Genomic DNA, 12,027 nt, shown 5'->3' on the forward strand with positions numbered 1-12,027 from the left:
GAAGCGGCTACACGGAGCCGAGCGCGGAGATCGCCGGCCAGGGACCCGACCGGGGAGCGGGCACTGGGAGGTGGCCGGAGAGCATGTGCCGCAGCGCGTGCAGCTCGGTCAGATGGGCGCGGGCCCACGTGGCGGCCCGGACACCGTCGGCGAGCAGCCGGCCGGGCTCGGCGGCGAGCAGGTCCCGCACCCGGTCGGCGGCCTCCCGTGGTGTGTCCGTGAGATGCAGCCCGGTCTCCGGCCCCGGCAGCCAGCCCAGGTCGGGCTGCCGGGAGGAAACATGCACCCGGCCCGCGCTCAGCGCGATGGGCAGCCGGTCCGAGAAGTACCCCGAGTGGCCGCGGAAGCGGTCCCAGCCGACGGTGATCAGCGCCCGCCGCATCACCGCCACCTGGTCGTCGTACGGGACGGGGCCGCGGGCGTGCGAGCCGCGCCAGCCCCGCCCGTAGATCGACAGCTCGCAGCCCGGGACGCGCGCCAGCTCACGTGCCAGCCGCGCGCGTTCACCGTCGTCCGCGATGAGTTCGATGCCGCAGTAAGTGAGCCGGGAGCCCACCAGGGCGACGCCGCGCGGCTCGGCCGCCTCTGCGGGGGACTCGGCGAAGCAGAGCGGCGTCACGTGCGGGACGTAATGCACCGGACGCCCGCCGGCCCGCCGCAGCAGCTCGGCCTGCGCGCCGAGCGCCACGCTGTACACCGCGTCGGCGTGTCGCAGCCACGCCACGTTCCGCGCCTTCAGCCGTTTGCGTCCGCCCCAGGCGTCGCCCTCCCAGACGACGACCTGCGGCGAGCCGAGCGCCCGCAGTAGACCGGCGACGCCCCGTTCCGTCCAGCGGTGCGGCTGCGGCGACTGGACGAAGACGAGGTCGGGCCGGGTGCCGGCCGCCAGCCCGGCGATCCGCTCCGGAGCGGCGGCCGGAGCGATCCACTCGTGGCGGAGCACGCCATCTGCGGACAGCTCGCGAAAGGCGCGCAGGAAGCCGTAGTCGGGGCTGACGGGTGGGTGCTCATTGCTGACGTGCAGGACGAGCGGCGGACTGGCCACGGACACTCCAGGTGGACGGACGAGGGAGCAGACCGTGGCGATCGGCCACGGCGTACAGCGGAATTCGGGCGCGCAGCGGCATTGCGCACACGAGGACGGCGAGCGCCGCAGCGGTGCCGAGCAACAGCCCGTGGAATGGGGTGTCACCGGCCGTCGCCCCCCAGTACGCGGCCAGCGCCAGCGCCGCCCCGGCCGTGAGGTGCGCGGCATGGACGCGCAGCAGCGGGGCGAGGGCGATGACGCCGTGGGCGCGCCAGCGGAGCAACTGCGCCGCGTGGGCGACGAGCGGACCGGTGACGGTGGCCGCGGCGAGCAGCGTGAGCGAGTGCCGGGCGACGACCGCGGCCAGCGTGACGGCGATCGCGGAGGCAGCCCAGCCTTGCGTGACCAGCAGGGAACGCCGGTCGTCCCGCGCCTGGTTGACGCTGTCGCCGACCGAGGTCAGCAGAGACAGGGCCGAGGCCACCGCCAGCAGCGGGACGAGCGCTGCCGCCGTGTCCCAGCCCGGCCCGAGCAGCAGGTTCAGCGCGGCGGGCCCCAGACCGGCGACGGTGCCGAAACCGATGAAGGCGATCGCGGAGGCCAGACACAGCACGTCGGACACCGCCTGCGGGGACTGGCCGCGGTCGGCGGCGAGGACCGGGGTGGTCGTGAGTCTGATGCCCTGTACCAGTACCGTCAGCGGAAGGCCGGTGAACAGACTCGCGCGCGAGTAGTGCCCGGCGGCGCTCGCGCCGAGCCGGCCGGCCAGCCACAGCGGCGCGCTGTTGAACACGTACTGCGCGAGGCTGTATCCGCTGAAGAATCCGGAGGCGTCCACGAGCCCGCGGACCGTGGGGCGGGGACCGTCGGGCAGGTCCTGTCCGCGCAGCAGCCACAGCGCACCCGCCAGGAGGACGGCCGAGCTCATGGGGGCGGCGACCGCCAGGGCCATGGGGGGCCACCCGGCGGCGAGGAGTCCGAGCGAGGTGGCGGCTCCGGTGGTGTGGCCCACCAGTTCCAGCCGTACGACCTGGGGTGTGCGCCCGCAGCGTCGCAGCGCGGCCACCGCCGTGAGGGCCGCAGGCAGTGTCAGGAACTGGAAGATGGCCAGCCGCAGCATCGGCCCTGCCTCGGGCATGTCCCACAGGGCGGTCACGGCGAAGGCGACCGCCTGTGCCACCAGGAAGCACAGGGTGCCGCTCACCGCGCCGATGCGCAGGGCCAGAGCGGTGAGAGGCGCGGTGAGCCGCTCGGCGGTCAGCAAACAGGTGGCGACGCCACTGTTGGAGAAGTATCCGAGCACCCCGGCCACGGTGGATGCCGTGGCGAAGGCGCCGAACGCGGCGGGCGGCACCATCCGGGACGTGCAGGCGGTGTACACGAGCTGCATCACGATGGTGGCGGCGGAGCCCGCGTAGTTCCACAGCAGCCCCTGCAGGGCGTGGCGGGCCCGGTTCCCCGACGGATGGACCGCGGAGGCGTGCTGTGCAGCGGGGTGTTCCACGGAGGCGGGGGAGTCGTCGGGCGTGCGGCTCATGCGGGGACAAGGGGCTGGATGAAGGCATGCCACGGATCCGCGGGAGGCGACGGGGGCGTCACCAGGCCGCCCAGCATGTGCAGCAGCGCCTCCTGGTCGGTGAGCCGCTCGCGCACCCAGGCATGGCCGTGCAGGTCGTCGTCGTCCGCGGCGAGGAGCCGGCGCACGATACTCACCGCCTCGGCGGGTGTCGCGGCGAGGTGCAGGCCGGTGCGCGGGCCGGGCAGCCAGTCCAGTCCCGGCTGCCGGGAGGTGACATGGGGGCGCCCCGCGGACAGCGCGATGGGCAGCCTGTCGGAGAAGTAGCCCGGGTATTCGGTGTAGTGATCCCAGCCCGCCGTGATCCGCCCCTGACGCAGGACCTCGACCTGACGGGGAAAGGGCGCCGGACCCCGCGCGCCGCGGCCACGCCAGCGTGCCCCGTACACCGCGAACCGGCAGCCGGGCAGCCGGAGCAGTCCGCGGACCATACGGGAACGGTCCAGACTGCCCTCCACTCCGCCCCAACAGCCGAAACGCACATAGCAGTTGCCCATGGCGACGACATCGTCGAAGGCCTCGCCGAGCGGCGGCGCGGGGGTGTCGTCGAACGACAGTGGTAGCACATGGGGGACATAGCGCACGGACGCGTGGGAGCGCCGTCGCAGCAGGGCCGCCTGGGGGCCGAGTGCCACGGAGTAGACGCGGGCGGCGGCCTCGAGCCAGGCCACGGACCCCGGCGTCAGCTGCTTGTGGCCTCCCCAGGCATCTCCCTCCCAGAAGACCACGGGTGGGTCTCCGAGCAGGGCGAGCAGGGCCCGGACGTCGTCGTCGGTCCAGGGGAACGCGCCGGGCGTCTGGACAAAGACCGCTGCGGGACGCAACTCGCCGACCTCTGCGTGGAGTTGCCGCAGCGCCGCCTCCCGCCCGCCCCCGAGCAGGGCGAGCGGGGAGACCACGGCGTGTCGCAGCAGCCCGTCTGCGGCGAGCCGGCCGAAGACCCGTACGAAACGCGAACTGGGTTCCAGGACCGGCTCGTTGGCGATCTGCAGGACCAGAGGCCGCGTCATCGGGGCGGTACGGGGAGGGCGGCGGCGGTCGGCAGACCGGCGGAGGCCGCGGGCGCCGTCGGGCCGGGTACCGCGGAGGTGTTTCTGCCGAGCTCCGAGTCGACCATGATGCGGGCGAGCTCCGGTGTACGGACCGAGGCCCGCCAGCCGAGGAGCCGCTCCGCCTTCGAGGCGTCGCCGATCAGGTCCGGCACCTCCGAAGGCCGCAGGTACCGCTCGTCGAAGCGGACGTGCCGCTCCCAGTCGAGACCCGCGTGCTCGAAGCACAGCGTGAGGAAGTCGTGCACGCTGTAGCTCGTGCCGGTGGCCACGACATAGTCGTCCGGCTCGTCGCGCTGGAGCATCCGCCACATGGCCTCCACGAACTCGGGCGCGTACCCCCAGTCGCGGCGTGCCTCCAGGTTGCCGAGGTGCAGTTCCTTCTGCTCGCCCCGGGCGATGCGGGCAGCGGCCATCGCGATCTTGCGGGTCACGAAGGTCTCGCCGCGACGCGGGGACTCATGGTTGAAGAGGATGCCGTTGACGGCGTGAACGCCGTACGCCTCACGGTAGTTGCGCGTGATCCAGTACGCGTACACCTTGGCGCAGGCATAGGGCGAACGCGGGTGGAACGGCGTGGTCTCCGACTGCGGCGCGGGCGAGATGCCGTACATCTCCGAGCTCGACGCCTGGTAGAAGCGGCAGGGCAGGCCGGTCATCCGGATCGCCTCGAGGAGACGGGTGGTGCCGAGGCCCGTGGTGGAGCCGGTGAACTCGGGCTCGTCGAAGGAGACCCGGACATGGGACTGGGCGGCCAGGTGGTAGACCTCGTCGGGCTGGATCGCCTCCAGCAGGGTGCTGACGCGGGAGCCGTCGGCGAGGTCGCCGTAGTGCAGCCGCAGCCGGGCGTCGGGCTCGTGCGGATCCTTGTAGAGGTGGTCGATCCGGCCGGTGGAGAAGGACGACGAGCGGCGGATGAGACCGTGCACCAGATAGCCCTTGGAGAGCAGCAGCTCGGCGAGGTACGAGCCGTCCTGTCCGGTGATTCCTGTGATCAGTGCAACCTTCGGCGGCATGAGGTCACCTCAACTGTTCGGTACGGGGAGCGCGGGGCGGATCTCTTGATGTGCGGGCGGACGAGCCGGCCCGGACTGCGCGGGGTGCGGTGCGACGCCGACGGCGAGAGTGCAGAGCACGCCGAGGACAAGGCCTTGTTCGGGGTGGACCTGATAGGTCAGCGCGAAGACGAGCTGGCCGCAGGCGAGGATGCCCAGGGCCCGGGAGGTGAGGTCGGCGCCGCGCCGAAGGGCGGGCGCCAGTACCGCCGCGTACAGGGCGAGAAAGGCGAAGAGGCCCAACAGCCCGATGCGCAAAAGTAGATGAAGAAAGTAGTTGTGCGGGGAGACGCCGACGATCAGGCCCTCGACCACCCGGTCGAACCCCGAGCCGAAGGGCCGGCCGATCAGCCACTCTCCCGGGCCGTCGAGTGTGCCGAGCAGTTCGTACCAGCCCGTCGCCCGCCAGGCGAGCGTGCCGCTCTCGGAGGCGGAGACGGTCAGGCCGGTGCCGAAGCGGCCGAGCAGCCCGGCCGAGACGGCGAACACGGCGAGACAGAGTCCGGCCGCCGCGAGCCCGAGGCGCAGCACGCGTCGGCCGTGGGCCGAGGCGTTGCCCGCTCCGGGGCCGGTGAACAGCCAGCCGGCCAGCATCACGGCGGCCACCAACCACACCGTCCGGTGCTGCAGCAGGACCACGGCGAGCAGCAGGGGAGCGGCGAGAAGATGGCGGCGGGCGCCGAGCGGGGTCGCGTACAGCAGGATCACCCCCGCCTGAGCGATCAGCAGTGCCTCGGGGGCCGACAGCGCGCGGGACTCGGTCGCCAGTCCGTCGATCAGGATCTGTCCCACGGCCGAGCCGATACCGTGCTCTGCCCACCACAGCACGGCCCGCAGGGTCTCGACGCAGGCCGCTGCCACCCAGAGGGCGGCCAGGCGGTGCACCAGCCGTTCGGTGTACGGCAGCGTGAGGCCGTAGAGGGCGAGCCCGAAGACGTACAGGAACGGCATCCGCATGTCGTTGCCCGCGGCCTGCGGCCCGAACGTGGCCGCTCCGACGAGGAACGATCCCGCCGTCAGCAGCAGGATGACCGCCAGGAGCAGCAGGACACGGTGCGCGCGGGGCGGGCGCCGCAGCAGATTGACGGCGGCCGCCGCCAGCGCGCAGCACACCAGGAGGTCCTGCGGCGTCAGGCTCACGCCCAGGTGGACCACGGTCTCGGAACGTGCTGCGGGCCACAGCCCGGCGGTCAGCAGCAGCGCGACACCGACGACGGGCGCTCGTACGTAGAGGACGGTCAGCATGCCGAGGGTGAGCAGGCTGGTGAGGGCGAAGAGCAGGAGCGTGGGGGTCACCGGGCGGCCGTCGCCCGCAGAACGGTCCGCACATAGGGCGAGACCATCAGCAGTGGCGCCCAGGGCCAGTTGTGCCGCAGGCAGTAGACCCACCACTGGCGGGGCGGCAGTTCGCGCTGCGAGGTGACCCGGCGCAGCGCCGTGCGTACATCGATGCCGGGTTCACGGGAGCCGGCGTGTGGCGGATTGGCCTCGCACACGCCCACGTGGTGCGGTGCCACATAGATCCGGAAGCCCGCTTTCCGCGCGCGGAACCCGTGGTCGTAATCGCCCATGCCGTGCTTGAAGGGCCGGTCGATGTCCCCCACGCGCTCGCGTACGGCGTGCGGCAGCAGGACGACATTGCCGTTGTATGTGTCGCAGGGCTCGGGGCGGCCGGTCGGTTCGACCAGGTCCAGGGCGCGGCCCCGGCGGCCGGAGTACGTGGTGCCGGTGCCTGCGCCGAAGTTCTCACGGGAGCGCACGGCGCCGACGACCACCGCGTCCTCGCCGACCTCTTGCGCGGTGGCGAGGAGCACCGCCAGGGCGTCGTCAGCGAGTTCGACGTCGTCGTTGAGCCACAGCTGGTGCGTCCAGGCGGCGGCGCCGGCGGCACAGCTCTCACGGCTGGCGATGCGCATGCCCTCACCCCAGAAGACGTCCGTGCCGACACTCCGCAGCCGCACCTCGGGGTGGATGCGCCGTACGGCATCCGGCGTACCGTCCCTGCTGCCCGCGTCGACCAGGTGGGTGCGCACCACGGTCCCGGCGGGCAGCGCACGCTGCCGGTCCAGCGCGGCCAGCGCCGACAGGGTCTTGGCGCACCGGTTGTGACTGGTCATCAGGACGGCTACGTGCGGAGTTGGCGGCATACGGCCCTCGGGTTGCGTTCTGCGGATACGTGCCGCACGAGTCTTGAACACGGTGCCGGGAGAATCGCCGGACCACACTCAAGAGGGCGCCGTCGACCGCCCGCTTGGCCGTACAGCCCCGGGGGCCGGCCCACGCACGGCTGAACGTGCGGCTCGGCTGCGTGTGATGCCGTGGAGCGAATGCCTATGCTCAACACGCAAGTATGGATGAATCGGAAAAGTCAGGCGTCTCGTCCTGGCATGGCTGAGGGGTATTCCTTGGATCTCCGCGGTTTCCTGACCGTCGTCGTCAGACGCTGGCCGTCCTGCGCCGCGTGCCTGCTGCTCGGAGCCCTCGCGGCCTGGGCGGTGAACGCGCTGACCACTCCCGTGTACGAGGCCCGCACGCAGTTGTTCGTCGCCACCCACGCCGGGTCCGACACCATGCAGCTCAACCAGGGGCAGAGCTTCTCGCAGGCCCGAGTCCTTTCGTATGCGAACATCGTGAACACTCGTCAGGTGACCGAAGCGGTGGTCAAGGAGCTGCGGCTGCCCACTACGCCGGACGAGCTCGCCGGACGCATCCGGGCCGAGGCGCCCGTCAACACCGTCCTCATCGACATCACGGTGTCCGACACCGACCGGCAGCGCGCCGCCCGCACCGCCAACGCCGTCGCCGTCCGCTTCGGCCGGGTCGTCGAGCGACTGGAAACCCCCCGCACCGTCGTCTCCGACCTCGACCCCGAGATTGTCGATGCCGCGCCGGTCTCCCCGGTGACCCTCGGAGTGACCCAGCGAGCAACCGTGCCGAGTGTCCCCGTCTCGCCGAGGCCGCTGCTCAACCTCGCGGTCGGGCTGCTTGGCGGACTCCTGCTCGGCGTCGCACTCGCCGCCCTGCGGGAGACCCTCGACACGACCTTCAAGACCGCCGAGGCGCTGAGCGAGCTGACCGCGCTGGCGCCGCTGGCCACGATCCCCTTCGACAACGACGCCCCGCTCCACCCGATCACCGTGGGCGAGGCGGCACACTCGCCGCGCGCCGAGGCCTTCCGCAGACTGCGCACCAACCTGCAGTTCGCCCAGGTCGGCGAGCGGCCCCGGATCATCTCGGTGACCAGCTCCCTGCCCGGCGAGGGCAAGACCAACACCGCGGCCAACCTGGCGGTCTCCCTGGCCCGGGCGGGCATCGCCACCTGCCTCGTCGACGCCGACCTGCGCCGGCCCTGCTTGGCCCGCACCTTCGGACTCGTCCAGGACGCGGGACTGACGAGCGTCCTGATCGGGCAGGCGTCGGCCGCGGACGTGATGCAGCAGGCGAACGCCGGACTCGCCGTCCTCACCAGCGGACCGATGCCGCCCAACCCCACCGAGCTGCTCTCCTCGGCCCAGATGGGCGAGGTGCTGCAGGAGCTCGCCGCCGCCTATGAGGTCGTCATCGTCGACACCGCGCCGCTGCTCCCCGTTGCGGACACCGTCGGCCTCGCCCCGCTCACCCAGGGCACCCTCCTCGTCGTTCGGGCCTCGAAGACCTCGCGCGAGCAGGTCCGCACCGCCGTGGACTCGCTGCGCAACGTCGGCGCCCGCCCGCTGGGCGTGGTCTTCAACATGGCGGATGTCGCCAAGGGCGGGTACGGCAGCTACGGCACGTACGGCGAACTGCCCGCGCCCCGCCCCGCGGTGCGACGACGGGCCGCGGGCGACCCGCAGGACGCCGAGGCGCGCGGATGACGCGGCGGAACGGCGCCGGCAGAGGAGCCCGCCGATGATTCCCGAACCCGCGCCGACGGCACGCTCCGTGTCCGCCCGGCCCGCGACCGAGCCCGGCCTGTCCCCGTCGGCGGGTTCGTCCGATGGGCTGACCGATCCGCGTGCGACCTTCACCGTGCTCTTCGTGTGCACGGGAAACACCTACCGGTCGCCGCTCGCCGAACGCCTTCTCGCCGCCAGACTCGGACCGGACACGAGAGTGCGGGTCGGTAGCGCGGGCACCGAGGCGCCGTGGGGCGACAAGATGGACCGGGCCACCCGGTCCGTGCTGACGGGTCTTGGCGGCGATGCCAGGGGCTTCCGGCCCCGGCTCCTCACGGCGGAACTGGTGGCGGGCGCCTCACTGGTGCTGGGTCTGGAGCGCCAACACCGGGAAGCCGCGGTGCGGCTGGTCCCGGTGGCGCTGCGCCGCTGCTTCACGCTCAAGGAGTTCGTCCGGCTCGCCGAGGGCGACGCCGGACCCGGGCAGGGGATCGACGTCGTCGCGCGAGCCGTCGCCCGCCGCGGCACGGTGTGCGCACCCCGTCCCGCGGACGACGACATCGCCGACCCCTGGCGCGAGTCCTACGACGTGCTGCGGCGCTGCGGCGAGGACATCGACGCGGTGGCCGTCCGGCTCGCCGCCCTGCTCAGCGCCGAGCGCGGACCTGTCGTACGGCTCTGACCACACCGAGACCGGTCCGGTACACGGCGGGCTGCAGGCCTGACAACACCGTCGCGAACCGGGCCGGCGAGGTACGCGTCGATACCCTCAGGCGGCTGAGGCGCAGCGGGTGCTGGGCTGCCGGGTCACTCAGCGCATGGTCGTAGAGGAAGCCGGAGCGGTAGCCCAGCTCGCGCAGCACGGCGTCGGCGCGTGCGTCGAAGTCGCCGTTGGGGTAGGCGAAGGCGGTCGGTGCGTGCCCCAGATGTGCCGTCAGTAGCCGGTGTGACTCGTGCACTTCGTCCAGGACCGTCGTCTCGTCGCAGCGGTCGAGGCACGGATGCGTGAGGGTGTGGCTGCCGATCGTGACGCCACCCGCTTCGAGCGTACGCAGGTCGGCGGCGGTGAGTTGACGCCTGCGGGGCGCGGTCACGGAGGCTGTCTTCCGCAACTCCGCGAAGGAGTGCAGGCGTTGGGCGTCGGGAAGCTGCTTGAGGGCGTAGGCCGCCGCGTGCGGAGGGATGTCCCGTGACAGGCCGCGATACGTTCCGCCGTGTGCGAGCAGATGCTCCAACTCGTCCCACCAGAAGGGTTCGTCGGTGCCGATGAGCCCTGCGATGACGAAGCACACGGCGGGGATGCCCCGCTCGGTCAGCAGCGGCAGCCCGTGCTCGAGTACGGACGGGTCGCCGTCGTCGAAGGTGACCAACACACTGCGGGGCGGCAGTGGGACGCCGTCGCGCACCGCCGCCTCGACCTGGCCGAGGGAGACCGGACGGGCGGTCCTGATGAGCCGGTCGAGCTGGGCGGCGAAGGCGGCCGGATCCTCGACGCCGTGATAACCCAGCACGGCGAGGCGGCCGACGGCGCGGTGACGGAACCACAGCTGGGCGGGGGAGCGGCGCAGCGCCCGGTCGAGGCCGTGCCACCGTTCGTAGCGTTCGTACCAGGCCGTGCGGCGGGCCGCGTCCGTGGTGAGGCTCATCCGGGGCGCCCGGGAGTCGCGGCGTCGGGGGAGACATGGGTGAAGAGGTCGGGTGACGCGCAGGGGAAGGACGCGCCGTACCCCTCGCCGGGATGCCAGTGCTGGGCCGGGTCCTCGCGGAAATGCAGGAAGGCGCGGTGGTGGCGCTCGGACCACTCCGCCAGCGAGCCCAGGAAGTGGCTCGTCGTCGACAGCACCACGGCCCGTTCGCCGAGCGCGGGCAGCGCGGCCGTGAGCTCGGCGGTCTCGTGCCGGCTGTCGACGTACGTGTCGAGCACGAGCAGGTCGATGCCCTGTTCCTGCACGCGCGCACTGCCCAGGGCGGCGACCGAATCGCCTACGACCCGGTCGACGACAGGGGCGTACGGGCCGTCCTGGATCAGCTCCCCGGACTGCGGATCGAAGTCCACGGCCGTCAGCCGCCCGTGGCCGTTGCGCAGCAGAGCGGCAGCGATCAGACAACTGGTGATGCCGCGATGCACCCCTGCCTCGACGACATGCTCGGGTCGCAGAGCCCGCACCACGGCGTAGGCGGCGGCCCGCCGCGCATAGCGCACCAGATGATCGCAGGTCCGCCGCCGGGGTCCGGCGGCGAGCACCTTTCGCATGTGGGTGCGCAACGCCACGTCGGCCTCGACTTCGTCGAGGTAGCCGCGTAGCTCCTCGACTGGCCGCCCGGTGACGGTGGCGGTGAACCAGGCGAGGTGCTCACGGTTGACCGGGGTGAGGTCGTAGGTGAAGCAGGCGTTCTCACGGGACCGGACCAGCCAACTGCCGGAGCGGCGTAGGACGGACGCGTTGTGTCTTGCGACGGTGGCGAACCGGAGGGGAAAGGCGGCGATGGGCGCGAGCGGACTGGCGGCCAGCCGCCGCGTCAGAGAAGTGGGCTGCACCGGCCCACCCTAGAAGGGGCGAAACCCTCTTGACCGAGCGAAATGCACAGCCCTCCCGGGATGTCACTCGACTGGAGAGTCGGGTGCGGCCGACGCCGCACCCGAGGGCGGAGCAGGGATTCAGGAAGCCTTGCGGCCGGCAGGGGTGCTCGGTGTGGCGCCGGACGGTCGGCTGTTCCGGAACCAGGTGGAAACTACGTGGACGCAACTGCTTATGGCGTTCTCGCTGTACTCCGGTGTGGACCCGGCCGAATGCGCCCGCCGTGAGGGCCAGGGCATCGGGGTCCTCTTTTGGAAAGGCTGGTCAGGAGTGGGCAGCGGTGGGCGAAACTGGGAGTTTTAGCGCAAACCTGGCTCCGCCCTAGGTAGGGCGAGCGAGAGGCGCCTGACGGATGATGGTCTCTTGGCGACAGCTTCGGTGTCCCACCCGACGGTCGCCTGTTCCGCAATGCTGCGGGCAACTACATAGGCCCCGCTGCGTACTGCATTACATGGCGACGGGCACGCGAGGCGGTGCTCACCCTCGACGAGCTTGCCCTTGAGCTGGTGAGGCGCCCCTACGACCTGCGCCATGCAGGAATCTCTTTCTGGCTTGCCTCGGGTGTCGACCCCGCTGAGTGTGCGCGCAGGGCCGGACAGAGTATCCAGGTCCTCTTCCGCTACGACGCCAAGCTCCTGGCCGAGGCGCGGAATCATGCCAACAGCTTGATAGAGGAGTCGATGCGGAGATGGGAGGGATCGGACGACTCCGCGCAGGACAACACGTAGGGCGGGCCTTGGCCCGGAAATGCCCCGGAACAGCTGGTCGGAAGTGGGATAGGACTGGGCGATATCGGGAGTTACCGCGTATCTCGCTGCACAGCCTAGATGCCTGGCGCTTAAGGGCGCCTGGCAGGTAAATCACCT

The 12,027-nt window shown here is 71.8% G+C and carries 10 protein-coding genes; 2 read left to right on the forward strand and 8 right to left on the reverse strand.

The window, feature by feature from the left end; all coding sequences use genetic code 11:
* Positions 1–7: 7 nt before the first annotated feature.
* Genes OG230_RS34420 through OG230_RS34445 form a run of 6 tightly spaced genes read right to left on the reverse strand, consistent with a single transcriptional unit; the run spans position 8 to position 6,854 of the window.
* Entirely contained in the window at positions 8–1,045 is a 1,038-nt protein-coding gene (locus tag OG230_RS34420; protein ID WP_328907683.1) for a glycosyltransferase family protein, read from the reverse strand.
* The gene (locus tag OG230_RS34425; protein WP_328907684.1) at positions 1,008–2,564 is read right to left on the reverse strand and encodes an oligosaccharide flippase family protein; all 1,557 of its coding nucleotides are present in this window, start codon (positions 2,562–2,564) and stop codon (positions 1,008–1,010) included. Before OG230_RS34425 ends, OG230_RS34420 begins: the two co-directional genes overlap by 38 nt.
* A complete protein-coding gene (locus OG230_RS34430; RefSeq protein WP_328907685.1) occupies positions 2,561–3,613 on the reverse strand; it encodes a glycosyltransferase family protein in 1,053 nt (350 codons plus the stop codon). Before OG230_RS34430 ends, OG230_RS34425 begins: the two co-directional genes overlap by 4 nt.
* Positions 3,610–4,668 carry a GDP-mannose 4,6-dehydratase gene (gene gmd / locus OG230_RS34435; protein WP_328907686.1) on the reverse strand — a complete coding sequence of 353 codons (1,059 nt, stop codon included), beginning with the start codon at positions 4,666–4,668 and terminating at the stop codon, positions 3,610–3,612. Before gmd ends, OG230_RS34430 begins: the two co-directional genes overlap by 4 nt.
* Before the next feature lie 9 nt (positions 4,669–4,677).
* Positions 4,678–6,003: a hypothetical protein gene (locus OG230_RS34440; protein ID WP_328907687.1), complete on the reverse strand. Its 1,326-nt coding sequence runs from the start codon at positions 6,001–6,003 to the stop codon at positions 4,678–4,680.
* Positions 6,000–6,854 carry a glycosyltransferase family 2 protein gene (locus OG230_RS34445; RefSeq protein WP_328907688.1) on the reverse strand — a complete coding sequence of 285 codons (855 nt, stop codon included), beginning with the start codon at positions 6,852–6,854 and terminating at the stop codon, positions 6,000–6,002. Before OG230_RS34445 ends, OG230_RS34440 begins: the two co-directional genes overlap by 4 nt.
* 240 nt (positions 6,855–7,094) lie before the next feature.
* Here OG230_RS34445 and OG230_RS34450 point away from each other — a divergent pair, with 240 nt between their 5' ends.
* Together OG230_RS34450 and OG230_RS34455 are read left to right on the forward strand one after the other, a co-directional pair.
* Positions 7,095–8,561 carry a polysaccharide biosynthesis tyrosine autokinase gene (locus tag OG230_RS34450; RefSeq protein ID WP_328907689.1) on the forward strand — a complete coding sequence of 489 codons (1,467 nt, stop codon included), beginning with the start codon at positions 7,095–7,097 and terminating at the stop codon, positions 8,559–8,561.
* A 34-nt stretch (positions 8,562–8,595) separates the two neighbouring features.
* Positions 8,596–9,264 (forward strand): arsenate reductase/protein-tyrosine-phosphatase family protein, encoded by a 669-nt coding sequence (locus OG230_RS34455; protein ID WP_328907690.1) that lies wholly within the window; start codon positions 8,596–8,598, stop codon positions 9,262–9,264.
* Here OG230_RS34455 and OG230_RS34460 read toward each other — a convergent pair.
* Positions 9,230–10,228, reverse strand: coding sequence for a polysaccharide deacetylase family protein (locus OG230_RS34460; protein ID WP_328907691.1), 999 nt, complete (start codon positions 10,226–10,228; stop codon positions 9,230–9,232). The genes OG230_RS34455 and OG230_RS34460 overlap by 35 nt on opposite strands.
* Complete coding sequence (locus OG230_RS34465; protein WP_328907692.1) at positions 10,225–11,121, reverse strand: class I SAM-dependent methyltransferase; 897 nt, start codon at positions 11,119–11,121, stop codon at positions 10,225–10,227. Before OG230_RS34465 ends, OG230_RS34460 begins: the two co-directional genes overlap by 4 nt.
* Positions 11,122–12,027: the final 906 nt, after the last annotated feature.

It is taken from the genome of Streptomyces sp. NBC_00234 (genome assembly GCF_036195325.1).
Classification (GTDB): Bacteria; Actinomycetota; Actinomycetes; order Streptomycetales; family Streptomycetaceae; genus Streptomyces.

Bases quoted from the DNA above. Each gene is read 5' to 3' on its own strand.
- OG230_RS34425 (WP_328907684.1), bottom strand. From the start codon at position 2,564: ATGAGCCGCACGCCCGACGACTCCCCCGCCTCCGTGGAACACCCCGCT.
- OG230_RS34430 (WP_328907685.1), bottom strand. From the start codon at position 3,613: ATGACGCGGCCTCTGGTCCTGCAGATCGCCAACGAGCCGGTCCTGGAA.
- gmd (WP_328907686.1), bottom strand. From the start codon at position 4,668: ATGCCGCCGAAGGTTGCACTGATCACAGGAATCACCGGACAGGACGGC.
- OG230_RS34445 (WP_328907688.1), bottom strand. From the start codon at position 6,854: ATGCCGCCAACTCCGCACGTAGCCGTCCTGATGACCAGTCACAACCGG.
- OG230_RS34450 (WP_328907689.1), top strand. From the start codon at position 7,095: ATGGCTGAGGGGTATTCCTTGGATCTCCGCGGTTTCCTGACCGTCGTC.
- OG230_RS34455 (WP_328907690.1), top strand. From the start codon at position 8,596: ATGATTCCCGAACCCGCGCCGACGGCACGCTCCGTGTCCGCCCGGCCC.
- OG230_RS34460 (WP_328907691.1), bottom strand. From the start codon at position 10,228: ATGAGCCTCACCACGGACGCGGCCCGCCGCACGGCCTGGTACGAACGC.